At 48.3% G+C, this 23924-nt stretch carries 22 protein-coding genes; 16 read left to right on the top strand and 6 right to left on the bottom strand.

Translation table 11 applies throughout. The features are described from left to right. Nucleotides 1-345: 345 nt before the first annotated feature. The 8 genes from hinT (at nt 346) to Q0852_RS11710 (ending at nt 7333) form a co-directional block, all read left to right on the top strand. Nucleotides 346-696, top strand: coding sequence for a purine nucleoside phosphoramidase (hinT, locus tag Q0852_RS11745; RefSeq protein WP_299018210.1), 351 nt, complete (start codon nt 346-348; stop codon nt 694-696). Between the two features lie 165 nt (nt 697-861). Then, nucleotides 862-2247 (top strand): hypothetical protein, encoded by a 1386-nt coding sequence (locus Q0852_RS11740; protein WP_299018209.1) that lies wholly within the window; start codon nt 862-864, stop codon nt 2245-2247. 2 nt (nt 2248-2249) lie between these two features. After that, complete coding sequence (locus tag Q0852_RS11735; protein WP_299018208.1) at nt 2250-2636, top strand: YcfL family protein; 387 nt, start codon at nt 2250-2252, stop codon at nt 2634-2636. A gap of 63 nt (nt 2637-2699) precedes the next feature. After that, on the top strand, nt 2700-3293 hold the full coding sequence (gene lpoB, locus Q0852_RS11730) for a penicillin-binding protein activator LpoB (RefSeq protein ID WP_299018207.1): 594 nt from the start codon (nt 2700-2702) through the stop codon (nt 3291-3293). Between the two features lie 31 nt (nt 3294-3324). After that, nucleotides 3325-4167, top strand: coding sequence for a phosphotransferase (locus Q0852_RS11725; RefSeq protein WP_299018206.1), 843 nt, complete (start codon nt 3325-3327; stop codon nt 4165-4167). A 143-nt stretch (nt 4168-4310) separates the two neighbouring features. Next, a complete protein-coding gene (locus Q0852_RS11720) occupies nt 4311-5180 on the top strand; it encodes a DUF6279 family lipoprotein (RefSeq protein ID WP_299018205.1) in 870 nt (289 codons plus the stop codon). A gap of 112 nt (nt 5181-5292) precedes the next feature. Beyond that, nucleotides 5293-5835: an alpha/beta hydrolase YcfP gene (ycfP, locus tag Q0852_RS11715; protein ID WP_299018204.1), complete on the top strand. Its 543-nt coding sequence runs from the start codon at nt 5293-5295 to the stop codon at nt 5833-5835. Nucleotides 5836-6043: 208 nt separating this feature from the next. Next, entirely contained in the window at nt 6044-7333 is a 1290-nt protein-coding gene (locus Q0852_RS11710) for an NAD(P)/FAD-dependent oxidoreductase (RefSeq protein ID WP_299018203.1), read from the top strand. 101 nt (nt 7334-7434) lie between these two features. On the opposite strand, the gene Q0852_RS11705 is transcribed toward Q0852_RS11710, so the two are convergent. The 5 genes from Q0852_RS11705 to Q0852_RS11685 form a co-directional block, all read right to left on the bottom strand. Next, nucleotides 7435-7857 carry an FKBP-type peptidyl-prolyl cis-trans isomerase gene (locus Q0852_RS11705; protein ID WP_299018280.1) on the bottom strand — a complete coding sequence of 141 codons (423 nt, stop codon included), beginning with the start codon at nt 7855-7857 and terminating at the stop codon, nt 7435-7437. 196 nt (nt 7858-8053) lie between these two features. Continuing rightward, on the bottom strand, nt 8054-8602 hold the full coding sequence (locus Q0852_RS11700; RefSeq protein ID WP_299018202.1) for a GNAT family N-acetyltransferase: 549 nt from the start codon (nt 8600-8602) through the stop codon (nt 8054-8056). 164 nt (nt 8603-8766) lie between these two features. Continuing rightward, complete coding sequence (locus Q0852_RS11695; RefSeq protein WP_299018201.1) at nt 8767-9624, bottom strand: peptidoglycan binding protein CsiV; 858 nt, start codon at nt 9622-9624, stop codon at nt 8767-8769. A gap of 29 nt (nt 9625-9653) precedes the next feature. Next, nucleotides 9654-13109: a transcription-repair coupling factor gene (mfd, locus tag Q0852_RS11690; RefSeq protein WP_299018200.1), complete on the bottom strand. Its 3456-nt coding sequence runs from the start codon at nt 13107-13109 to the stop codon at nt 9654-9656. Nucleotides 13110-13115: 6 nt separating this feature from the next. Then, on the bottom strand, nt 13116-13688 hold the full coding sequence (locus tag Q0852_RS11685) for a PilZ domain-containing protein (protein ID WP_299018199.1): 573 nt from the start codon (nt 13686-13688) through the stop codon (nt 13116-13118). Between the two features lie 189 nt (nt 13689-13877). Here Q0852_RS11685 and lolC point away from each other — a divergent pair, with 189 nt between their 5' ends. Genes lolC through lolE form a run of 3 tightly spaced genes read left to right on the top strand, consistent with a single transcriptional unit; the run spans nt 13878 to nt 17013 of the window. After that, a complete protein-coding gene (gene lolC, locus Q0852_RS11680; RefSeq protein WP_299018198.1) occupies nt 13878-15086 on the top strand; it encodes a lipoprotein-releasing ABC transporter permease subunit LolC in 1209 nt (402 codons plus the stop codon). After that, the gene (gene lolD / locus Q0852_RS11675; RefSeq protein WP_299018197.1) at nt 15079-15768 is read left to right on the top strand and encodes a lipoprotein-releasing ABC transporter ATP-binding protein LolD; all 690 of its coding nucleotides are present in this window, start codon (nt 15079-15081) and stop codon (nt 15766-15768) included. Before lolC ends, lolD begins: the two co-directional genes overlap by 8 nt. Next, on the top strand, nt 15769-17013 hold the full coding sequence (gene lolE, locus Q0852_RS11670; RefSeq protein WP_299018196.1) for a lipoprotein-releasing ABC transporter permease subunit LolE: 1245 nt from the start codon (nt 15769-15771) through the stop codon (nt 17011-17013). Nucleotides 17014-17240: 227 nt separating this feature from the next. Here the strand turns inward: lolE and Q0852_RS11665 are convergent, their stop codons facing one another. Next, nucleotides 17241-17750, bottom strand: coding sequence for a DUF2062 domain-containing protein (locus tag Q0852_RS11665; protein ID WP_299018195.1), 510 nt, complete (start codon nt 17748-17750; stop codon nt 17241-17243). A gap of 23 nt (nt 17751-17773) precedes the next feature. On the opposite strand from Q0852_RS11665, the gene Q0852_RS11660 reads away from it, so the two are divergent. From Q0852_RS11660 to kdsB, 5 genes are all read left to right on the top strand, one after another. After that, on the top strand, nt 17774-20107 hold the full coding sequence (locus Q0852_RS11660) for a DNA internalization-related competence protein ComEC/Rec2 (protein ID WP_367278137.1): 2334 nt from the start codon (nt 17774-17776) through the stop codon (nt 20105-20107). Nucleotides 20108-20223: 116 nt separating this feature from the next. Next, complete coding sequence (msbA, locus tag Q0852_RS11655; RefSeq protein WP_299018193.1) at nt 20224-21981, top strand: lipid A ABC transporter ATP-binding protein/permease MsbA; 1758 nt, start codon at nt 20224-20226, stop codon at nt 21979-21981. Beyond that, on the top strand, nt 21981-22997 hold the full coding sequence (gene lpxK / locus Q0852_RS11650; protein ID WP_299018192.1) for a tetraacyldisaccharide 4'-kinase: 1017 nt from the start codon (nt 21981-21983) through the stop codon (nt 22995-22997). The genes msbA and lpxK overlap by 1 nt, the downstream gene beginning before the upstream one ends. Continuing rightward, entirely contained in the window at nt 22978-23157 is a 180-nt protein-coding gene (locus Q0852_RS11645; protein WP_007462146.1) for a Trm112 family protein, read from the top strand. The genes lpxK and Q0852_RS11645 overlap by 20 nt, the downstream gene beginning before the upstream one ends. Further along, nucleotides 23157-23903 carry a 3-deoxy-manno-octulosonate cytidylyltransferase gene (kdsB, locus tag Q0852_RS11640; RefSeq protein WP_299018191.1) on the top strand — a complete coding sequence of 249 codons (747 nt, stop codon included), beginning with the start codon at nt 23157-23159 and terminating at the stop codon, nt 23901-23903. Before Q0852_RS11645 ends, kdsB begins: the two co-directional genes overlap by 1 nt. Nucleotides 23904-23924: the final 21 nt, after the last annotated feature.

The following is a 23924-nucleotide window of genomic DNA, read 5'->3' as shown; positions in this document are numbered from 1 at the left end:
CAGTCTCACAGAAGTACATTAATACGAAGCTGTTGTTATGTTATTTGCTTGCGTACAAAGTGCGAGCTTGTAATTTTCAGCGGCAAAAAAAGCACATCAAAAATGACAAAATTGACTCACATACCACCTTGCTATTAGTTATCGGCACTGAGTGATAGCGCTTGATATTAATTGAAACCTATTGCTACATACTTTGACGGTTGCATCAAAAAAAACTTAACTAATGAAAATTTCACTGGAAAGTTGGTTTAAAACGGTGTTCAATATTGCTCTGTGAATCAGACTGGCGCATACTCCTGAGTTAAGGCACAGCCTTAGACTTAAGAACACTATGGAGCATGAGAAATGGCAGAAGAAACCATCTTCAGTAAAATTATTCGTAAGGAAATTCCTGCAGACATCCTTTATCAGGATGATTTAGTAACCGCGTTTCGTGATATCAACCCTCGTGCGCCAAGCCATATCTTAATCATTCCGAACAAGCTTATTCCAACGCTGAATGACGTAGAAGTTGAGGATGAGGCGATGATGGGGCGCCTGTTTACGGTTGCACGTAAGCTGGCAGAAAAAGAAGGCATCGCAGAAGACGGCTATCGTGTGATTGTTAACTGCAACCCGTATGGTGGTCAGGAAGTTTACCATATTCATATGCACCTTCTTGGAGGTCGTCCGCTTGGCCCAATGCTAATCGGATAAGGCAATTGAGTTTCACCGTAATAGGTGGGAACTAATATTGCAGAGTCAGGTCTGAGTGGATTATGTTTTTCAGCCGGTTACAGGCTTTGTTTGACAGGTAGTAACTGAAGTGTCTGAACCATAGGCACTCAGGCTTTTTTGTATAGAGATTGAGTTATTAACACGATGCTAAAACGTGCCGCAGTGCTGGTGCTGTCTTTGAGTATGACGGCTTGTGCCAATTTATCGGCTCAAAGCCTGTTCAGTCACTATAGTGCAGCTAATGCGGATGTTCATAATGCACTGCTGCAGGGAAGTTATTCCCAGGCTGTGGATGCGCTACCGGATGCTCCGGCAGGAGAAATCCTTGATGGTATGGAGCGTGGGCGCGTTAATTTTGTTGCCGGGCAGTACCCGAGTAGTTTTTCTGCCTTGCAAGAAGCTGATATGGCGGTGAAGGAGCAGCAGCGCCAGGCTACCATCCAGATATCAGACGGGGTTAGCCAGGCGGGTGCATTGCTGACCAATGATAATATGATCACCTATCAGCCAGCAGACTATGAGCTTGGCTTTTTGCACCTTTATCTCGCGCTTAATTATATTCATCAGAAGGATTTGGAGGGAGCGCTGGTCGAGGTGCGCCGCGCAAATCAGGTGCAGGAAATGGCACGGAAGAACCGGGAAGCAGAACTTAATCGTGCTGCACGGGATGCCAGAAGTAATGGGCTAAGCCAGAATTTGGGGGCTGTACTGGCCCGTTATCCGGATGCCGGAAAACAACTTTCTGATGTACAGAATGGTTACCTGTTTTACCTGTCGGGGGTGTTATATGAGGCCGACGGGGATTTGAACAGTGCCTATATCGATTACAAACGGGCACTGGCTGTAGCTCCGGGTAATACCTATATCGCTAATACTGTTTTGCGGTTAGCAACCCGGATGCAGATGAATGAGGATCGCAGAACGCTGGAAGCGCGTTACGGTAAATATGAACAGGCTGCACGTGGAACCGGCCGGTTGGTGATTTTTGATGAGCAGGGGGTTGTTCAGGCGCGTGACGGCTGGCGTTTACCCTTGTGGCTGCCGGACAGCCATGGCAATGGGGTGATGTACAACCTGGCTTTGCCGTATTACCGTAATGCGGTGACTCCGCGTTTGAGTCCATTGATGCTGAATAATCAGGCGGTTCGTAGTAGCGAGCTGGCTAATATTGATGAAATGGCCAAGGGCAGTCTGAACGAAGAGTTGCCGGCTATTATTGTTCGCCAGGCATTGCGCGTGGTGGCAAAAAATGAGGTGAGAAAATCCGCGGCTAAGGGGGGCAATGATGTCGGCAATCTGCTGGCCAATGTCTTTAATACCCTGACAGAGCAGCCGGATACCCGGAGTTGGCAATCTTTGCCATCGTCAGTCAGTGTGTATCACACTGATCTGAAAGCAGGATCTCATCAGGTTGGCTGGAACGGCCGACAATTGGATATAAAGGTTCTTGCGGGACGAACAACCATGGTTTGGGTTTCACGACAGGGCAACCAGCAAAGCTGGTGGTCGGTATTATTGGGAGGAAACTAATAATGAAACATCTTTCTGTTTTGCTGTTCGCATTGGTGCTGTCTGCCTGTACAACTGCAACATCCGGAATCAGTATTGAAAGCAGTAACCAAAATGTAGTGATTGGAAACTCTTCGTTGGCCAGCCGCCTTGCTATAGAAAAAGCAGCCGTGGTGAATGTAAATGGTTTGATGAAGGCCGGTGTACCGGTTACCAGTAAGATAAATTCAGATATGAAGCTGCAATATCGCTTCTATTGGTACGATGCTCAGGGATTGGAAGTGGAAGGAAGTGATAGCCCCTGGCGCCAATTTGTCTTGCATGGCAAAGATTCGATGACGCTGCAAGCTGTGGCGAAAAAGCCTCAGGCTACACAGTACCGTATTTATATCCGTGAGGCGGATTATTAATGAGATTCCGTTCTGGCAACGACTTTGAACGAAATTGCGACGATTGTAATAAAAGGTAATAAGATGAAGAAAAGCGTAATTGCATTACTAAGTGTAGCAGCATTAATGGGTGGTTGTGCGCAGAAAGTCAGCTACGGTGATGCGCAGGAAGCAGAAACGACCACCATCGAGTTTGGTTCGACTGATCTGCAAAAAATTGCTGAAGAGATGACAGACAGCATGTTGTCGTCTGGTTCTGTCGCTTATATTACCGGCAACGGCAATCGACCAATTATTGTTGTTGATAGCATCAAGAATAAGACGAGCGAGCACATTGATACTGAGTCAATTACAGACTCAGTTAGTACTCGCCTACTTAACTCTGGTAAGTTCCGCTTTGTGGATATGACTAGGGTTGAAGCGGTTCGTAAGCAACTTAATTTCCAGAATAATGATGAACTGGTAAACCAGAGCACGGCTATTCAGTTTGGTAAAATGGTTGGTGCGGAATATATGATGTACGGCAACCTTGCGAGTATTGTAAAACAGGCTGGTAGTGATAAAGATGTTTACTACAAAATGACTATGCGCCTGATGGATCTGGAAACAGGTTTGATTGAGTGGGCTGATGAAACCGAAATCCGTAAGCAAGAAGCCAAGAAGCTGCTTGGCTGGTAATCGCGGATAGTGACTTTTTGGTGAGGTGCCAGTGAATACGTTTGATCCAATTTTGCTGGCTACCTCAACGCAGTTCCAGCTACTTTCCGCAAAACCGCTCAGCGGCGGCCTTAGTAACCGCTGCTGGGCGCTGGAACTACAGAGACGCCAGACAGGGGAAACCGTTAAGGCTGTCTGGCGTCCGGCTGCCGATTCAACTAAGGCGTTTGGTTTATCGCGCAGGCAAGAGCACCATATTCTTAAACAACTTCACCGTTCGCCAATTGCACCTAATAGCCTAGCTCTGCTTGAACAAGGGCTGCTTGTGGAGTGGGTTGTCGGCTCGACAGCTGATGAAACATTGCCAGATCAAGATTTACTTCAGTTACAGGCCGAGATTCATACCTTTCCGGTGCCGAGCTGGCGACTTGAACCGCAGGCTAAGGCCGTACATTATTGGCAGCATATCCCACGAGAATATAAGTCTCTCCAACTAGAGCAGATCCACCGTTATTTCCAACAACAGACGCTTTTCCATTGGTTTGATGATACCTGCTGTCATCATGATCTGGGGCGTTACAATATTATTTGTCAGCCGGATGGAAACAAGCGTGTGATTGATTGGGAGTATGCGGCTGCGGGTGATCCTTCTCTCGATTTGACCCTGACTATCACTGCCAATGGCCTTGATATTAGCTCGGCTGTTTCAACGTATTGTGAATTGCAAGGGTATAGTGATCACAAACGTTGGTGCGAAGCCGTGCAATTCTGGCTACCTTGGTCTGATTACTTGGCTATGTTGTGGTATTTCGTTGGGGCTTCGCTTTGGCAAGATACCAGTTACATCAAGGAAGCGAAGGCACTACAACTGAAGTTGGCCTCGATAGTTGAGTGAACTTTTTTATGCATCAGGCCGTAATTGAGAGGAAGTATTATCCCTAGAACGTAGGTCTACACTATTTATACCCACTATCTCTATCCCATTGACTTGTTGAGTGGGTATTGTTTGAACGGGGTAGGTTGAGTGTGGAGAACTGGATGCTAGGCAATACACTTCGAACAATTTCCCCAAGAGTGGCGCGTTTTTTCGTTGCCATTACTGTTTTTTTGCTACTGGCCGGATGTGCAATGCGTCTTGCCTATAATACCCTCGATTTTTGGATTCCATATTATCTCTCTGATTTTGTGAACCTGGATTCTAAGCAGGAGCTTATTTTTGATAATGAGCTGCGAAAGGCTTTGATGGTTCACCGGCGAAAGGAATTACCTAAGCTACATCGTTTGCTCTACGATCTTCAACCCGATTTAGGCAAGCCGCTAACTTATACTCAAATTCGGGATTATCACTTTAGGTTTACAGCCATAGGTCAGGATACGATGACGCTGATGGCTGAGCCGCTTGCTGCTATGTTGAGTCAATTGGATGGCCAGCAGATTGCACAGCTTAACAATCAAATTAAAAGTGAGATTGAGAAGCGCAGACAAGACCGAGCAATCCTGACAACCAAGCAGAAAGTCAATAAAAGGTCGCAGGCACTTGAAGATGCCTCGCTTTTCTGGGTTGGCTCGCTAACCCGGAAACAGAAAATTTTATTGAGTGAAATGGCTGGTTATCAGGTTGAAATGGAGTCTGTCTTCTTCTTTTTCTGGACTGATTTCTTGGATAACTGGCGGTTGTTAATGGAAGATCGGGGGAAGCCGCACTTTCAAGCTGAGTTGAGTAAGGTGCTACAACGGTTGGTCGCATTTGAAAATGATAAAGTCCAGGCTGAGCTGAATTTTTACCTTAACCGTCGTTTTGATGTCATTCGGCGGTTGAATAACAGTCTCAGCGCCGGCCAGCGCAAATACTTTGAACGTAGGCTAACGGATATAAGGAAAAACATCGCAGTTTTGATAAATCAGTGAGCATGATTACACTGATTTTTGCTTTAAGTGTCATGCTTTTCACCTTTTAAACCTTATAAAACATGTTAGATTAAATTCAGAATGGAATAAGAAGAATGATAGGGGGAAACCAATGATCATCTATTTGCATGGTTTTGATTCAACAAGCCCGGGTAATCATGAAAAGGTAATGCAGCTGCAATTTATCGATCCTGATGTTCGTTTTGTCAATTACAGTACCTTGCACCCAAAGCACGATATGCAGCATCTGCTAAAGGAAGTGCATAAGCTGAAAGAAGAGTCTAGTGATCCTCACCCGTTGATTTGCGGTGTGGGCTTGGGTGGTTATTGGTCTGAACGAATTGGATTTTTGTGTGGGATAAAACAGGTTGTTTTTAACCCTAATTTACACCCTGAATCTAACATGGAAGGGAAAATTGACCGACCTGAAGAATATACCGACATTGGTACAAAGTGTGTAACTGACTTTCGTAAAAAAAATACAGGTAATTGCCTCTGCATACTTTCAACTCAGGATGAAGTGTTAGATAATCGCAGCACAAAGGATGTTTTGAAAGATTATTACAAGATTATCTGGGATGAGACTCAGGGTCATAAATTCAAAAAAATCTCACAGCATCTACAAACTATAAAAGCATTTAAAGAAACAGTGTAAGACCTCTATACCCTCCGCAGACGGAGCCGCTCCGTCTGTATCAATACTAAATTGAACAGTGGTCTTCTGAGCTTGTCTTGTCATGCCCAGAGCATTTTTCTGTTTGGTATTAGTCAGTCTGCCAGTGCATTATTATCTGTGATTTATGGATGAATAATCGATATTAAGGCCAGAGCAAAAAATATTAAGAAAATAAGAGGAAGTTATCGTGACACGTATTATCGTAGTCGGTGGCGGTGCGGGCGGCCTTGAGCTTGCCACAAAGTTAGGTCGTACCTTGGGGCGTAAGCGTCGTGCTTCTATTACCCTTGTAGATCGTAAGGCCAGCCATTTGTGGAAGCCACTTTTGCATGAAGTGGCAACAGGTTCGATGGATGCCGGTGTTGATGCACTTAGTTATCGAGCACACGCCAAGAACCATTCGTTTGATTTCCAGATGGGCAGCCTGCAGTCGATCGATCGTGAACGTAAGGTAATTAAATTAGCGGCGCTCTATGATGAGCAAAATGAGCTGCTGATGTCGGAGCGTGAACTGGAGTACGATATTCTGGTGATGGCCATCGGTTCGACATCGAATGATTTCAATACTCCGGGGGTACGTGAAAACTGTATTTTCCTGGATAGTCCGGAGCAGGCGCACCGTTTCCGTACTGAGATGAATAACCAGTTCCTGAAATTGCATGCCAATAAAGATCAGCAGACAGTCGATATTGCGATTGTTGGCGGCGGCGCAACCGGTGTTGAGTTGTCAGCGGAGCTGCACAATGCAGTGAAAGAGCTTCAGAATTACGGTTTTGGTGATCTGGACAGCTCTCGTTTGAACGTAAATCTGGTTGAGGCGGGTGAGCGTATTCTGCCGGCATTGCCTCCGCGTATTTCCGGTGCTGCTCACAGCGAACTGACCAAGCTTGGTGTTAATGTACGCACAGCGACAATGGTTACCAAGGCTGATGAGACGGGTCTGACAACCAAAGATGGCGATCATATTCCTGCGCAGATCATGGTGTGGGCTGCAGGTATCAAGGCGCCTGATTTTATGAAAGAAATTGCGGGCCTTGAAACTAACCGTATTAACCAGTTGGTAGTGAAGCCGACACTCCAGACTACCCGTGATGATGATATTTACGTAATTGGTGATTTAGCTTCTTGTGTTCAGGAAGATGGCAGTTTTGTACCTCCGCGTGCGCAGGCTGCCCACCAGATGGCAAGCCGTTGCTTCTCGAACATTGTCGCTAAGATGACAGATCGTGAACAGAAGCCTTACGTATACAGCGACCATGGTTCACTGGTCTCACTGAGCCGTTTCTCAACGGTAGGTAGCCTGATGGGTAACCTTACCAAGGGCTCAATGATGGTTGAAGGCCGTATCGCGCGTATTGTGTATATATCGCTTTACCGAATGCACCAGATAGCGCTTCACGGTATGTTTAAAACCGGTTTGATGATGCTGGTTGGCCGTATTAACCGTGTGTTGCGACCAAACCTGAAACTGCATTGATGGTGTAGTTGTATCTGGATATAAAAAAAACCGCCATTCTTGGCGGTTTTTTTGATCTTTTTATTTACTGATTTAGTAATACTAATCGGGATTAAATGCGATTAGTTAATTTTGATCAGCTCAATATCAAAAATCAGTACAGAGCCCGGTGGTATTGAGCCAATAGCACGGTTACCGTAAGCCAGTTCTGCAGGAATAAACAGACGCGTCTTTTCACCTTCGACCATCAGCTGCAGGCCTTCCGTCCAGCCCTTGATTACTTGGTTCAGGCCAAACTGGATAGATTCACCTCGTTCGACAGAGCTGTCGAAAACGGTACCGTCAAGAAGCGTTCCATGATAATGAACGGTCACTTTGTCTGATGCTTTCGGGTGAGCCGTACCAGTGCCAGGCTGGAGAACAAGGTATTGAAGGCCTGATTCGGTGACTTTTACCCCCTCTTGCTTCAGGTTGTTGGCAAGAAACTCTTCCCCAATTTTAATGTTTTCGGTTGCTGCTTGTTTGCTGACTTGCACGCGTTGCATAAAGAAAATGACAAGGCCGATAACAACAACGGCAATGATGATTTTAAACACAATAAATACCTGTTCCTTAGCTAGAGGTAAGTATTAATACTACCTGATGCGCTGCGTTCCTACCAATTGTTAAGTCACTGGAATTAATATCTCTTTTCAATTCTTGTTGTTTCTTAAGTACTGTGACTGGGTACTTCTTAACTTGCTACAAGTCACTGGGGATCAGCGAAAAGACCAAGCCGTTATAGGCGCAGCCTGAAGTATAAATTTTGTTTCTGGCGGTACACTCGAACTGTGCCCTGCAGGCAAGGGCGGTACGCTGGCTGGCCAGATTACCGGTATGGACGACAATCTCCAACCGTGTTAACCCGAGTGTACTGAAGGCGAATTTTGCAATCGCCTTGCATGCCTCAGTAGCAAAGCCTTGGCGCTGAGAGTCGGTTTTTATCCAGTAACCAAGCTCTGCACAGTTGAGTTGCTCTGATAGGTTGTTCAGAGAGATTGCACCGATAAATTGCAGGCTTTGGCGGTCAAAAATGGCAAGCTCGTAGCTGATATCATTTTGCCAATTGTTCCGGCTGGCGTTGATCCAGGCGTAGGCATCATCGTGGTCGTAACTTTCTGTGCACCAGGATAACCAGGGGCTGAGCTGTGGAATTGATGTTTTGACTGCATCAAAAAGGGCATGTAGGTCGGCACTCTTATACGGGCGAAAGAGAAGTCGTGAGGTAGTGAGTTCAAAGTCGGGCTTCATACGGTTCAATCTTTCCTTGGAATGTTTCCCGATAAAAGCTTAGGCAGAGGGCTGACGCAGCGGCAACCAAAGGATGTTGTATCTGTGAAGAGTGTATGTGACAGGGGATAAAAATGAAAGAAAGGCTGCCAGCTGGCAGCCCTTAATATGCTGTTAATGCAAGATTAACCGTCAATACGGCGGATCTGGATCACCATTCCCATCAGTGGGTGGTCCAGGTAATGCGTTTCACCGCTGCGCATTCGACGTTGTTGATCAAAGCGGTAAGATTTAAGGAACTCCTCTACTTCGACTTTTTTCTTCACTTTTTGTAAATGACCGATTTGGACATTGCTGTCATCGGCCAGTAGTTCAGACTCCATATCAATTGGCTCTGCACCAACAATGACTTCACGGCGGCTTGGTTCACGCAAATCCAGCTGGGCTTCAGTGAAGAGGTAGTGCTGAACGTATACGCGGATTTTTCCTTCCAGTTCATACAGCGGGGCTTCAGGTTCTACTGCTGGCGTTGCAACTGCATCTGACTCTGTAAGGGGATTATCGGTTGTGACGACAATTCCGTTCTCTTCCTGTACTTCAGTCTCTACTGCAGGCTCCATAACTAACTCGTCGCGCTGGCGTAGCACCGCTTTCGATGTGCCGTCAGGCAGATATTGCGAAGAAAAGTCTGTTCCTGCAGTTATGTAGAACTTAGGAGCTACGGCTTTGCTCAAATCTCCCTGGCGCCAGCCAAAGTGCGCCAGCGGAGTGAATCCGGCATGGTTTTGCAGCTGGTTGTACTGGGGAGTCAGCTGAAATTGTGTGGGCGGCATCAAAGTAATGCCTTTTGCTGCCAGGTTTTGTTCGTCATCAAAGCCAATCACGCCTTTCAGATTGATTGGTTTTGGCTGATCCGGCCAGGATTCACTGACTTGCGCAGGTTCGATATTGCGCTTGAACAGGATCACTTCGATATCAAATTGTCGTGCTGCCAGGCTCGGCCAGCTAATGGCTAAGAGCAGCAAATAAATCAGTTTTTTCAAGATAATACTCCGCACTTTGGTGCCATGAATTATAGAGTGTTTTCCGCAAGCTTTGTTAGAAGGCCGTCAACATACTTGACGCGATCTTTTCGATCGCTCATTGGTGCCATAACTTTCAGTTTGGTCGGGCCATCCATGCGGTAATGCTGTGGTTGCGTTTGCAGTAAGTTGACCAGGAAGCCGGGGTCGATTGCTGCATTTTGTGTAAATTCAACATACCCGCCTTTTTCGCCGGCTTCAATACGGCGAATGCCTAGCCCCGCCGCTTTGAGTTTAAGCTTGTTGAGTGTTAATAAGTTTGTTGTTGCATCAGGCAACAGACCGAAGCGGTCAATCAGTTCAACTTTAAGCTCGTTCAGGGCATTTTCACTGTCTGCACTTGCAATACGTTTGTAAAGCGACAGACGGGTATTGATATCCGGAATATAGTCATCCGGTAGCAACGCTGGCAAACGTAACTCAATTTCTGTTTGCTGGCGTAGTAAATCTTCCAATGATGGCTCTTTACCTTCTTTTAGCGCTTCTACGGCCTGTTCCAACATTTCCATAAACAGGGTAAAGCCAACGGATTGAATTTGTCCACTTTGTTCATCGCCTAGCAGCTCTCCGGCACCACGTATTTCGAGATCGTGGGTGGCCAGGGTAAAGCCGGCTCCAAGATCTTCGAGGGAAGAAATTGCCTCCAGACGCTTTACTGCATCCTTGGTCATTCGCTTAGGATGCGGTGTCAGCAGATACGCATATGCCTGGTGGTGTGAGCGCCCGACACGCCCTCTTAGCTGATGCAATTGGGCAAGGCCGAGATGATCTGCGCGGTTGATGACGATGGTGTTGGCTGTCGGAACATCGATACCGGTTTCGATAATGGTGGTACATACCAGCAGGTTGAAACGCTGGTGGTAGAAATCCCCCATGATTTTTTCCAGCTCGCGTTCACGCATTTGGCCGTGAGCGAAGGTGATCCGCGCTTCCGGGATCAGCTTGGCTAAATTTTCAGCCGTCTTTTCAATCGACTCGACATCATTGTGGAGGAAGTACACCTGGCCGCCGCGCATGATTTCACGTAGGACAGCTTCGCGAACCAGCATGTCATCGCTTTCGCGGACAAAGGTCTTGATTGCCAGTCGTCGGGCCGGAGGTGTGGCAATGATCGACAGATCACGCATGCCGCTCATGGCCATATTCAGGGTACGCGGGATCGGGGTTGCCGTTAGGGTCAGGATATCGACATCAGAACGGATAGCCTTAATTTTCTCTTTCTGGCGAACACCGAAGCGATGTTCTTCATCGACGATCAGAAGGCCAAGATCATGGTAGCTGACGGAAGTGTTGAGCAGTTTGTGGGTTCCGATCAGGATATCGATTTTACCCTCGGCAACATCAGCCAGGATTTGCTTTTGTTCTTTGGCGGTTTTGAATCGAGACAGGACCTCGACCCGAACCGGCGTATTGGCAAAGCGGTCACGGAAGTTTTCAAAGTGTTGTTGCGCCAGCAGGGTAGTCGGAACCAGTACCGTTACCTGTTTGCTGTTATCGGCGGTCACAAAGGCAGCACGCATCGCTACTTCGGTCTTACCGAAGCCGACGTCACCGCAGACCAGACGATCCATGGCTTTGGCCTGGCACATATCCGACAGCACGGCATTTATCGCCAATGCCTGATCATGGGTTTCCTCGAACGGGAAGCCGGTACAGAAATCCGCATAGGCTTCACGATCTAACTTGAATTTGTGGCCTGGTTTCATTTCTCGCTTGGCATAAACATCAAGCAGCTCGGCAGCAACGTCACGAACTTTCTCTGCCGCTTTTTTACGCGCTTTAGCCCAGGTTTCTCCGCCAAGCTTGTGGATTGGAGCCGTTTCTTCCGCACCGCCGGAGTAGCGGCTGATCAGGTGCAGTGACGCTACCGGCACATACAACTTGGCACCACCCTGATATTCCAGGGTGACGTATTCGGTGGTAATACCGCCGGCTTCCAGAGTTTGTAAGCCTTGGTAGCGACCGATACCGTGGTCGATATGAACTACGGGTTGGCCAATTTGAAGTTCAGCCAGATTGCGGATGATGGTGTCGGTGCTGACCGATTTTTTATCTTCGCGCCGGCGACGCTGGACGATGCGTTCGCCAAGCAGGTCGCTTTCGCAGATGAAGGCAACGGATGGTTTATTCAGGATGAAGCCTTGCTCGGCGGCACCGATAACCAGGGTAAACTTGGACTGTGAAGAAACCGCTTCGTACAGGTTGCTGCACACCATCGGGCGCAGTTTGATCCGGGCTAGCAGGTCGAGTAGGGCTTCACGGCGGCCTTCGGAGGCAACCGAGAAAATAATTTGGCCGTCAAACTGTTCTGAGAAACGGCGTAGCTCTGCCAGCGGCTCTCTGAGCTGGTGGTTGATGGTGAGTTCCGGTACGGATTCAAGCTCCGGATTATAGCGGCCTGCTTTTTCTGGTTCGGCCTCGTGGCGGATCCGTACCTGCGGTAAGGTTTTGAAACCAGAGAACATTTCATCTTTGGTTAGCCATAGCTCTTTAGGCGGTAGCAACGGGCGTAGCGGGTCTACGCGGCGCTGGTCATAGCGGTATTCGGCATCGCCCAGAAACTGGTCTACAGCGGGTTCAAGCTCGTCGATAGTAACAAGCAGGCTGGCTTCAGGCAGATAGTCGAACAGGGTTTCGGTCTGATCGAAAAAGAGAGGCTGCCAGTATTCGATACCGGCAGGCCAGGTGCGTTTGCTGACCTGCTGGTAAATAGACTCAGGTTCGCGGCGTGCTTCAAAGTGTTCGCGCCAGCGCATTCGGAAGCTCTCTACTGCGATTTCATCAGTAGGAAACTCATGGGCCGGTAACAGGTGGATATTGTCAATTTCTCCGGTAGAACGTTGGTTCTCCGGATCAAACTGGCGGATTGAATCGATTTCATCATCGAAGAAGTCAATTCGGTAAGGCTTGTCGCTGCCCATCGGAAACAGATCCAGCAGTGAGCCTCGGCTGGCATATTCGCCGTGCTCCATCACCTGGTCAACATGGCGGTAGCCGGAGGCTTCCAGTTGCAGACGTAACTTGTCAAGTGACAAGCGGTCACCGCTGGAGACGATTAGTGCATGCTGGTGGATAAATTCACGCGGTGACAGTCGCTGCAGCAGAGTACTGATAGGAACCAGGATGACACCATCTTTCTGGGTCGGCAGTCTGTACAGGCGCGACAGGCGATCGGAGATAATATCCTGGTGAGGCGAAAAGTTGTCGTAGGGCAGGGTTTCCCAGTCCGGGAAAACATTAACTTCGACATCAGTAAACTGGGTGATCTCCGGTTGCAGGCGAAGAGCCGTCTGGGTATCGGGTACAACCGCCAGAACCGGCCCCTGATGAGATTGTGCAAGTTCAGCAACCGATAACGCCAATGCTGCGCCTGAGATATTACCGATAAATCGGCTGTCTCCTTGCTTACCCGGTAACGGAAGAGAAAGTAAAAGATTCTGTTTCATGTGTATTTATTGGGTATCAGTTCGCTGCTGAGCGCGTTGGCGCAGTAGTTTTTGTTGGACGTAAAGGGCTGCTCGTATCAGCAGATCCCGGTCATCTTCCTGCAGGCGTTTGTATGTCAGTGCGACTTCAAAGTACTTGCCTTGGGCCTTGCAACCGGTAACTTCGGCATAGCAATAGACCGCTGCTGATGGCTTGTCTAAAAATAGCTTAACTCGCACGAAGCTGCCGACCGGGTAGGCCGCCTTGGATAGAAAGCTAAGTCGGCTGGCACCAAAAGTATTGGTGATGTAACGGTGCGCAGGATCATCTTGTTGTGACAGCACATAAGATAGCAGTAAGTTAATCTTATCGTTCTGGGCTGTCAGATAATTGAGCAGAGGCTTACTTTCTTCCTTGGTGAGTTTGGCAAGTGACTGGTCGATATTGTCGTCGAGGTTTGTGCACTCACGGGCGACACGAAATAGTGGTGGAATTTCCTGGCTGAAAGCCAAGTCATCGGGAAGCTGCTGGTTCTTGTTGAGCAGTTCTACATTGATGGTTAGCCCACAGTGGACTGAAAAATACTCATCCTGATTCATGTCATACTCGTAATAAATTAACTATCCTTCGATTATCACTTACCCATCGCCATCGAGCAAGTACAGCTCTGTAACTGTGTTGATTTTACCCTCTGTTTTTACATTAGTTTTACGCCTCTTGATGGTAATTGCGAGCTGCAACGGGTATTCTTGCGGGCAGTTTAGAATAGGATGGTTTCGACTTCGTTTATGTTTCATCCAGTCTCATTTTTTGTCGGTCTTCGTTATTTGCGGGGGCGCTCCGGGGATCGCTTTAGTCGATTTGTCTCATACATGTCCACGGCCGGGATCACTATCGGGGTGCTGGCGTTGGTGACCGTGCTTTCGGTGATGAATGGCTTCGAGCAGCAGCTTAAAGAGCGTATTCTCGGCGTCCTGCCTCAAGCTGTGGTAACTCAGCCTGACGGACGCGTTGCGTTTGAGTCCGAACCGCCGGCGTCGCTTTCCCAATTGCCTCATGTGTCGATGGTGACTCCGCTTACTCGCAGTGAAACAGTACTGCAAAGTGCATCATCTTTATCTGCCGGTTTTTTATTGGGTGTTGACCCAAATGGTTTTGAGCCGGTTGGTTATCATATTACCCGAGGTGAGCTGACCAACCTGACACCGGGTAGTTATCGCATAATTCTCGGCCAGTCACTGGCGGCGCAACTGGGTGTCAAAGTTGGCGAGAAGGTGCGTCTGATGGTGACCAGTGCCAGTCAGTACACACCGTTAGGACGTATACCGAGTCAGCGTAATTTCGTGGTCGAAGGGATGTTTAATACGGGTTCGGATGTCGATAAGCAGTTGATCCTGACCAATATCGTCGATGCCGGTAAGCTGTTGCGTTATAAGCCGGGTGAGATAACCGGCTGGCGGTTGTTTGTCGATGATCCGTTTGTTGTCACTGAGCTGGCACAACTGCCGCTGGATAGTGGCTGGGTGTGGTCTGACTGGCGTGAACAGCGCGGTGAGCTTTTCCAAGCTGTAAAGATGGAAAAGAACATGATGGGTCTGATGCTTGGCCTGATCATCGGTGTGGCTGCATTTAATATTATTTCTGCCCTGATTATGGTGGTGATGGAGAAGCAGGCAGAAGTGGCGATCTTGAAAACCCAGGGGATGACAAGCGGCCAGGTATTGATGGTCTTTATTGTCCAGGGAGCCAGTAGTGGTGTTATCGGTGCATTAACCGGTGGGCTGCTCGGGACCCTCGTCGCGCTTAACCTGAACTCTATTTTATCGGCATTGGGTGTGCAGCTTCTGATGATAGGTGGCTCGCTGCCGGTCGTGGTCAATCCTATGCAAGTGATTTTTGTTATTGTCGGCGCAATTGTACTGAGTTTGCTGGCAACTGTTTTTCCTTCTTATCGTGCGGCATCTGTTCGTCCTGCTGAGGCACTTCGTTATGAGTAATTCGTTATTAGTTTGTCATGGTCTGCGTAAAGTTTACCGTGAAGCTCAGCTTGAAACTGAGGTGCTGAAAGAGGTCGGCTTCCATGTCAATGACGGTGAACTGGTGGGGATTGTCGGTGCGTCCGGTTCAGGCAAGAGTACTTTGCTGCATCTGCTTGGGGCATTGGATATGCCGACTGCCGGTGAGGTGTTTTTCAAGGGCCAGAAGCTCAATGCGATGAGCGCCAACAAACAGGCAAAAGTTCGTAACCGGGATATCGGTTTTGTTTATCAGTTTCACCATTTGCTGGCTGATTTCAGTGCTGTTGAAAATGTCGCTATGCCACTGTTGATTGGTGGGGTTGCAACGGATAAGGCCCGGGCTCAGGCTCAGAGTATGCTTGAGCAGGTCGGCTTGAGCCACCGTTTTGAACATCGTCCATCTGAGCTAAGTGGTGGTGAGCGTCAGCGCGTTGCAATTGCACGGGCTCTTGTTAATAAGCCTGCGCTGGTTTTAGCCGATGAACCGACGGGTAACCTTGATCATAAAACAGCGCATGAGATCTATGATTTGATGCGTAAACTGAACCGGGAGTCGGGGACGGCATTTTTGGTGGTTACTCACGACAATGAGCTGGCTTCAAAGTTGGACCGCTGTATGCACATGCAAGATGGTGTGCTGGAGAAGGTGGAGGTGGCGTAAATGTTTCGACCTCTTTCTCTGTTTATCGGCAGTCGCTTTAGCCGCGCCAAGCAGCGCAACCGAATGGTGTCGTTTATCTCGATCTCATCAATGCTGGGGATAGCCGTCGGGGTGGCCGTTATCATTATTGGCTTATCAGCGATGAATGGTTTCGAGCGTGAGTTGCAAAACCGGGTATTGTCAGTGATTCCTCATGGCGAGCTGGAAGCCGTAAAGCCCCCGTTTAATGATTGGACGCCGGTGCTGGAAACGGTGCAGGCACACCCGAGGGTGACGGCGGCGGCACCTTATGTGCTCTTTACCGCGTTGCTTGAAAAAGGCAACAGCTTGAAAGCGGTTGAGGTTCGTGGTGTTGACCCGCAGCAAGAGCGCAAGGTGAGTGCTATTCCGGATTATGTCCTTGGGGATGCCTGGCAGCGATTTTCGGCCGGTGAAAAACAGGTCATTTTGGGGCAGGGAGTCGCCGAAAAGCTTGGTATTTCTGAAGGTGACTGGATCACGGCCATGATCCCTAATCCTGATTCTTCACTGAAATTGAAAGCGCCACACCGAATTCGTTTGCAGGTGGCGGGATTGCTGGCGCTGGGTGGGCAAATTGATCATAACTTTGCTTTAGTACCAATGGCCGATGCGCAGCAGTATTTGTCGATGGGTGAAGGCGTCACAGGAATTTCGCTCAATGTTGATGACGTCCTGGACGCCCCTGCCATTGTCAGGGAAGTCGGTTTTACTTTGCCTGTGTATGTCTACCTGAAAAGTTGGACCCAGAAATACGGCTACCTTTATCGTGATATTCAGATGGTTCGTACCATTATGTATCTGGTGATGGTACTGGTGATCGGGGTGGCATGTTTTAATATTGTCTCGACGTTGATGATGGCGGTGAAAGATCGTGCAGCTGACATTGCGATACTGCGTACCATGGGAGCCGGTGATGGCTTGGTGAAGTCGATATTTATCTGGCACGGTATTTTATCCGGTGTGGTCGGCAGTCTTTTAGGTTCGGTGCTGGGGTCTTTGGTCGCGATTAATCTGACTGGCTTGATTAAAGGCGTGGAAAAGCTCATTGGTCATCAGTTTCTTTCCGGTGATATCTATTTTGTAGATTTTCTGCCAACTCAGTTAGCTTTTCATGATGTTGCTATTGTAACGGTTACCGCGATCGTTCTTAGTTTACTGGCGACATGGTATCCGGCACGACGTGCAACTGCTCTGCAACCGGCGCAGGTATTAAGTGCAAAATAACGTGAGTGTGAAATAGTAACTTTGGTTTGGTTTGGTTTGGTTTGGTTTGGTTTGGTTTGGAAGTGGGAGGTGTGAAGCGGATTCCGCGAACGCTGTCAGCCAATGAAGAATGGCTTAACAGTTTGTTAGTTGATTTCCAGACCTGATACGCGTTATTGCATAACAGTTGCATTGGCTTAGTGATGACAATAAAAAACCTCGCAGATGCGAGGTTTTTTTGATTTTGTTTAACGGAATTTCCGCTTGTTCCAGCTGCGCACGACTGAATAGCGCCACAGACCCTGAATGCCAAAGTAGCCGATAAAGCCGCAGGATACGGCGCAAACGGTACAGCCGAGAAGGAAAGGAGGTCCAATTTGGCTCATTTGATGCAGCAGAAACTCCCAAGAAAGTTCAAAGTGAAAAGGTTGGTGGGGAGTGTTCATCAGCCAGGCACCGATTTTGTAGGCACCATAAAACAAGACTGGCATGGTGACTGGGTTACTCACCCAGACCAGGCAAACAGACAGTGGCAGGTTGACGTTGAACAAGATAGCCAATCCGGCAGCCATGATCATCTGGCTGGGGAGTGGAACGAATGCCATAAAAAGCCCGACAGCAAAAGCGCCCGAGGCAGAGCGGCGGTTAAGGCACCACAGGTTTGGATTATAAAGCACATTGCCGAAAATCTTCAGCGCCTTTTGGCGCTTGATTACGTCATGGCTTGGCAAGAAACGTCTGATTACTTGTCTTGGCATTGTTGTTCATTTTATTCGATGGCATGGCGGTGATGAATCAAGCCGCAGCCTGTATTGCGTTAGGAGTATTATCGCTTCATTTTTGGCAGTTTGTACCAGAATATATTTGGTTTATTACTGCTTTAATGATAAGTGGTGTAGTTTCGTACTATTTCCGGTTCAACTTTTTGATCTGGGTCGTTGCCGGAGCGTTTGTGGCGAAGATTGGAGCAAGCACCTACACCGATGCTGTTCAATCGCTACCGATTCAGCAGGAAAATATTACCATAATTGGTGAAGTTAGTAGCCTACTAAATCAAAATATCCCCGTAACTTCCTTTGATTTTAAAGTGTTAAAGGTTGAGCAGCGTTCTACCTCACTGTTCACTCCGCTTCGTGTTCGCCTGGAGTGGCCCTATGCCAATAACATGAAGCAAGGCGAAAAGTGGCAGCTGGTTGTAAAGTTGCGGCGTCCATACGGCCGAGTCAACCGGGCTGGTTTTGATGCTGAGCGGTATTATCTTGGTAAGGGCTTACACGGAAAGGGCGTTGTTATTTCGGGAGGGAGGGTGAATGAGCCGGAGAATAGCCAATTGCCAACGTCACTTCGCCAACGTTTTTTCGACCGGGCTATATCTTTGACTAACGGTATGGATCATCAGCCTTATTTGCTGGCTTTGGGATTTGGTTACCGAAAAGGGTTGGATAATGATGATTGGTTAAGGCTGCGAGATAGTGGCCTTGCTCATCTGATGGCGATTTCAGGACTCCATATTGGGCTGGCGTTGTTATGCGGCTGGTGGCTAGGTAATATGCTCAGGGGCATTGCTCCCGAATGGGATAGTCTACATTGGCTTCCGTTGTGGTGTGGATTATTGTTTGCTTTTGGCTATGCATGGCTTGCCGGATTTAGTCTACCGACTCTGCGAGCTTTACTTATGAGTGCCGTAGCGATGAGCCTGATCCGTTTGCGGGTACAGTGGCCTGGATGGCAGATTTGGCTTTTTGCATTTGCGGCCTGCTTGTGTGTAAACCCATTGGGCTCATATTCTGCAGGGTTCTGGCTTTCGTTCTCCGCTGTTTTTATTTTGTATTTTGCGAATGTCAGTGGCCTGCGTTCTGACCGGTTGCAAGGTTTGCCTGCCACCCAACGCTGTCGACAAAGACTGCTATTGCTGGCGAAAATACAGTTGGTTTTGTTGATTATGATGTTGCCGCTTCAGTGGCAGTGGTTTGGTGGTGTCTCGCTGTTGGCTCCGATGGTCAACTTTTTTGCTGTTCCTTGGGTCAGTACGTTGACTGTACCTTTAATCCTCGCTGCAATCTTGGTGTCGGGGCTTCCTTCGGTTTCAGGCCTGTTATGGAGACTGGCTGATTATTCTCTGTTTCCAGTTCTGAGGCTGGCAGAGTTGGCGAACGGCGCATGGTGGAGTATTTCTGCGTCATGGGCTCCTTTTCTTATCGGGGCGGCTGGGTGTCTGCTGTTGTTATGGTTCCTGCCGTTTCGTAAGTTTAAGGCATTACACCTGGTAATCGTATTGGTGGTTATCAGTTTGCAGGGGGGGCCGCTATCGACAAAAGAGAGTAGCCGTTTAGATTCCGGGTGGCAGTTGGATATGTTCGATGTTGGCCACGGTTTGGCTGTATTACTTCGACGTAACGGTGCGGCCGTTTTGTATGATACGGGTAATCGTTGGCAGCAGGGGAGTATAGCTACAGCGGTCATAGAGCCGGTATTGCTCTCTTATGGTATTAGCCAACTGGATGGCTTGATCCTCAGTCATGCTGATAATGACCATGCCGGAGGTATGACTGATATCGTCGAACGTCTTCGTCCGGCGTGGATGCGCAGCAGTGATAGGCGAGAAGGTTTTGCTGCGTGTATCAGGGGGGAGCGGTGGCAATGGCAGCAGTTAGATTTTAGGGTACTGTGGCCTCCCAAGTTAGTTTCGCGTGCAGCGAACCCTCACTCGTGTGTTATCGAAATCAATGATCGGCATCTAAACCCGGATAACCCAACTTCCGTATTGCTCACCGGTGATATAGACGCCATTTCTGAACTATTATTAGCGCGGCTAGAAACAGAGCTTGATCCCGATATTCTTCTTGTTCCGCATCATGGTAGTAAGAGTTCATCAACGGCAACCTGGCTGTCTAATATGGAACCGCGTTACGCCTTAGTTTCTGTAGCACGGTATAACCCGTGGCAATTACCGTCGCCTGAAGTCAAGGCGCGTTATGTTAATAAACAAGCGACATGGCTGACCACGGCCGAAAATGGGCAGGTTAGTATCAAAGTTAAGCAAGGAGAAGTTAGTGTCCTTCGTTATCGGCAAGAGGTGGAAGCAAGCTGGTTCAGAAAGCTGTTTAGTCAGTAATAAGTGAGAATTGCTTAATAATTAAGCTGGTCGAAAAATGGATGTCGTAACTTATTTGGTGCATCGGCGGTAACGGAGTAGAATGTGAAGAATTGTTTTTAAGAAAAACTGATTTCATGACACAACCTACAGATCAATCCACCTGGGATACGTTTAAACGCCTGTGGCCTTCTATTAGTTTGTACAAGGCTGGCCTTGGGGTCGCGGTAGTGGCGCTAGTGATTAATGCCGCGAGTGATGCGCTGATGCTTTCAATGATCAAACCTTTGATGGATGAAAGCTTCGGAGGTTTGGATAACATTGAATCCAACTTCCTGGCAATGATGCCATTTTACCTGCTTGGCCTGATGATCCTTCGCGGTGTCAGTGGCTTTGTGTCGACTTACTGCCTGTCATGGGTATCCGGTAATGTCGTGATGACTTTGCGCCGTCAAATGTTCAATCATTTCATGAAAATGCCGGTTAGTTATTTTGATAAAGAGTCATCGGGTAAGCTGTTGTCGCGAATTACCTATGACTCCGAACAGGTTGCATCGGCAACCAGTGGCGCGCTGGTAAGCCTGGTCCGTGAAGGGGCAACTATTGTCGCTCTGATGGGGATCATGTTCTGGAACAGCTGGCAGCTATCAGCAATCTTGCTGGTTATCGCCCCTGTCGTTGCGGTATCTATTCGTGTGGTTTCCAAGCGCTTCCGCCGAATTTCAAAAAACATGCAAGACGCGATGGGGTCGGTTACCTCTTCTGCGGAACAAATGCTGAAAGGCCACAAGGTTGTACTTAGCTACGGCGGTCAGCAAGTTGAACAAGAACGTTTTGAACATGTAAGTAACCGGATGCGTCAGCAGACCATGAAGTTGGTATCAGCGCAGGCGATTGCCAACCCGGTTATTCAGGTTATTGCTTCACTGGCACTGGTTGTTGTTTTGGTACTTGCGAATACAGAAGCGTTGCGTGCTCAGTTGACTCCGGGCACATTTGCTTTGATTTTCGGCTCGATGTTTGGCCTGATGCGCCCGCTAAAAGCTCTGACCAATGTCACCTCTCAGTTCCAACGTGGTATGGCAGCCTGCCAGACGCTCTTTGGCCTGATGGAGCTTGATACAGAAAAAGACCACGGTAAACATGTTGCCGAGCGTGTTAAAGGTGATATTGAAGTTCAAGATGTAACCTTTACTTACCCAACCAAGGATACGCCGGCACTGCGTAATGTGAATTTCTCGTTGCCAGCCGGACAAACTTTGGCTCTGGTGGGGCGTTCCGGCTCCGGTAAGAGTACTATTGCGAATTTGCTAACTCGTTTCTATGACATTGACTCCGGTCAGATCACGATTGACGATAATGACTTGTGCGATTACAAGTTAACGAATTTGCGTGAACAGGTTGCAGTTGTGTCTCAGAACGTTCACCTGTTTAACGATACCATCGCTAATAATATTGCTTATGCGAGTGGCGAGAAATATAGCCGGGCTGAGATCGAAAGAGCAGCTGAGCTGGCTTATGCGATGGACTTTATCAAGGGTATGGATAATGGCCTTGATACCATGATTGGTGAAAACGGTGTCAGCCTTTCCGGTGGTCAGCGTCAGCGTATTGCGATTGCCCGTGCCTTACTGCGAAACGCACCTGTTCTGATTTTGGATGAGGCGACTTCTGCACTGGATACAGAATCAGAGCGAGCGATCCAATCTGCACTGGATGAGCTTCAGAAAGATCGTACGGTACTGGTGATAGCCCACCGTTTGTCGACGATTGAAAATGCCGATCAGATTCTGGTTGTTGATGAAGGTGAGATTATCGAGCGAGGTGTTCACGCTGAGCTACTGGCACTTGATGGTGCTTATGCCCAGCTGCACCGCATTCAATTTGGTGAATGATGGCAACACTCATTGAAAAAATCTGGTTTCAGCAGCACCCCGCCGGGGAGCTGTTAAAGCCGTTATTATGGCCGTTGAGCAAATTATTTGGTTTGATAAGCTGCCGTCGTCGTCAGCAATATCAACGTGGCGATAAAACTGCGTACCATGCGCCAGTACCTGTTGTGGTTGTCGGTAATATTACTGCTGGCGGCAATGGTAAAACACCTGTCGTGGTTTGGCTGGTGGAGCAATTACAGGCTAGAGGTTTAAAACCTGGCGTGGTTTCCCGAGGTTATGGCGGTAAGGCCCCGCATTATCCGTTTCAAGTTGATGTTGAAACATCGACGGCAGAGGCGGGTGATGAACCGGTGTTGATCCGTCGCCGTACCGGGGCGCCGGTTGCAGTATCCCCTAAACGCGCCGAGGCGGTTAAGCTGCTGTTGGAGCAAGACGTTGATGTAATCATCACCGATGATGGTTTGCAGCATTACGCACTTGAGCGTGATATCGAAATCGTTGTGATTGACGGCCTGCGTCGTTTTGGCAATCAGCAGTTAATACCATTGGGGCCGCTTCGTGAGTCTTGCGAGCGTTTGTCTGAAGTGGACTTTCTGATCTGTAACGGTGGCGAGGCTCAGTCGGGTGAGGCACAGATGCAGTTGCAGCCTTCGGAACTGATCAATCTGGCGACGGGTGAACGAAAACCTGTTGAAGAGTTAACTGAGGTGGTTGCTATGGCCGGGATCGGCCATCCACCGCGTTTCTTTAATACATTGAACATGTTGGGAGTGACCCCTGTTGTTTGTCAGCCGTTTGCTGACCATCAGGCCTTCTCCGAGCAAGAATTAAAACAATTGGCCCGGCAGGGTCAGCATTTAGTAATGACAGAGAAAGATGCGGTGAAATGCCACACTTTCGCTCAGCCTAATTGGTGGTATTTGCCGGTTGATGCCGTTTTGCCGCAACCTGAAGCTGAAGGCATTATTAATCGGATTATTGAGGTAAAGGAAGAATATGGATCATCGTCTGCTTGAAATCGTGGCTTGCCCAGTATGTAAAGGGAAGCTGAACTACGATAAAGACAAAGGTGAACTGGTTTGCAAATTTGACCGTCTGGCTTATCCGATCAAGGATGGCATTCCGGTTTTGCTTGAGCCAGAGGCACGTACCCTGAGCTGTGACGAGGTGAAATAATGTCATTTACGGTTATCATCCCTGCGCGTTATCAGTCGTCGCGCTTGCCAGGTAAGCCTTTGGCGGATATTGGTGGCAAACCAATGATCCAATGGGTTTACGAGCAGGCAAGCAGAGCAGGTGCGGAGCAGGTGATAGTCGCAACCGATGACCAGCGTATTGTCGATGCGGTTAAGAGCTTTGGCGGTGAAGTCTGTATGACTCGTGATGATCATGATTCGGGTACTGAGCGCTTGGCTGAGGTGGTTGAAAAGTATCAACTGTCAGATGATCAAATCGTGGTCAACGTTCAGGGTGATGAGCCTTTGATCCCTGAAACAATCATTCGTCAGGTCGCTGATAATCTGGCGCATAATGATGCCCCGATGGCGACTCTTGCTGTTGAGATTGACCATGCTGATGAAGTGTTTAACCCTAATGCCGTTAAAGTTGTAACAGATAAAAATGGCTATGCTTTGTACTTCAGCCGTGCGTCGATTCCCTGGGATCGCGACAATTTTGCTAAGCGTCCTCAGGAAGTTCATCATAACCTGATGCGGCATATCGGTATTTATGCTTACCGTGCCGGTTTTATTAATACCTACATTAATTGGGAACCGAGCGCACTGGAGAAAATTGAGGCGCTGGAGCAGCTGCGTGTGCTTTGGTATGGCGAGAAGATCCATGTTGAAGTCGCGATTGATGCACCACCAGCGGGCGTTGATACACCAGAAGATTTGGAAAAAGTTCGTGAGCTTATTGGTTAACCGATAAGTAAAGGAATAATA

Source organism: uncultured Photobacterium sp. (genome assembly GCF_947502415.1).
Classification (GTDB): Bacteria; Pseudomonadota; Gammaproteobacteria; order Enterobacterales; family Vibrionaceae; genus Photobacterium.
Note: the sequence above shows the minus strand (reverse complement) of the source record. Positions and strands in the feature narration are given on the sequence as shown.

Excerpts from the sequence above, each read along its gene's own strand:
- Q0852_RS11665 (WP_299018195.1), bottom strand. The coding sequence starts at position 17,750 with ATGCCAAGACAAGTAATCAGACGTTTCTTGCCAAGCCATGACGTAATC.
- msbA (WP_299018193.1), top strand. The coding sequence starts at position 20,224 with ATGACACAACCTACAGATCAATCCACCTGGGATACGTTTAAACGCCTG.
- Q0852_RS11700 (WP_299018202.1), bottom strand. The coding sequence starts at position 8,602 with ATGAAGCCCGACTTTGAACTCACTACCTCACGACTTCTCTTTCGCCCG.
- Q0852_RS11720 (WP_299018205.1), top strand. The coding sequence starts at position 4,311 with ATGCTAGGCAATACACTTCGAACAATTTCCCCAAGAGTGGCGCGTTTT.
- kdsB (WP_299018191.1), top strand. The coding sequence starts at position 23,157 with ATGTCATTTACGGTTATCATCCCTGCGCGTTATCAGTCGTCGCGCTTG.
- lolE (WP_299018196.1), top strand. The coding sequence starts at position 15,769 with ATGTTTCGACCTCTTTCTCTGTTTATCGGCAGTCGCTTTAGCCGCGCC.
- lolD (WP_299018197.1), top strand. The coding sequence starts at position 15,079 with ATGAGTAATTCGTTATTAGTTTGTCATGGTCTGCGTAAAGTTTACCGT.
- Q0852_RS11735 (WP_299018208.1), top strand. The coding sequence starts at position 2,250 with ATGAAACATCTTTCTGTTTTGCTGTTCGCATTGGTGCTGTCTGCCTGT.
- ycfP (WP_299018204.1), top strand. The coding sequence starts at position 5,293 with ATGATCATCTATTTGCATGGTTTTGATTCAACAAGCCCGGGTAATCAT.
- hinT (WP_299018210.1), top strand. The coding sequence starts at position 346 with ATGGCAGAAGAAACCATCTTCAGTAAAATTATTCGTAAGGAAATTCCT.
- lolC (WP_299018198.1), top strand. The coding sequence starts at position 13,878 with ATGTTTCATCCAGTCTCATTTTTTGTCGGTCTTCGTTATTTGCGGGGG.
- Q0852_RS11660 (WP_367278137.1), top strand. The coding sequence starts at position 17,774 with ATGGCGGTGATGAATCAAGCCGCAGCCTGTATTGCGTTAGGAGTATTA.
- lpoB (WP_299018207.1), top strand. The coding sequence starts at position 2,700 with ATGAAGAAAAGCGTAATTGCATTACTAAGTGTAGCAGCATTAATGGGT.
- Q0852_RS11645 (WP_007462146.1), top strand. The coding sequence starts at position 22,978 with ATGGATCATCGTCTGCTTGAAATCGTGGCTTGCCCAGTATGTAAAGGG.
- Q0852_RS11705 (WP_299018280.1), bottom strand. The coding sequence starts at position 7,857 with ATGCAACGCGTGCAAGTCAGCAAACAAGCAGCAACCGAAAACATTAAA.
- Q0852_RS11685 (WP_299018199.1), bottom strand. The coding sequence starts at position 13,688 with ATGAATCAGGATGAGTATTTTTCAGTCCACTGTGGGCTAACCATCAAT.
- mfd (WP_299018200.1), bottom strand. The coding sequence starts at position 13,109 with ATGAAACAGAATCTTTTACTTTCTCTTCCGTTACCGGGTAAGCAAGGA.
- lpxK (WP_299018192.1), top strand. The coding sequence starts at position 21,981 with ATGGCAACACTCATTGAAAAAATCTGGTTTCAGCAGCACCCCGCCGGG.
- Q0852_RS11740 (WP_299018209.1), top strand. The coding sequence starts at position 862 with ATGCTAAAACGTGCCGCAGTGCTGGTGCTGTCTTTGAGTATGACGGCT.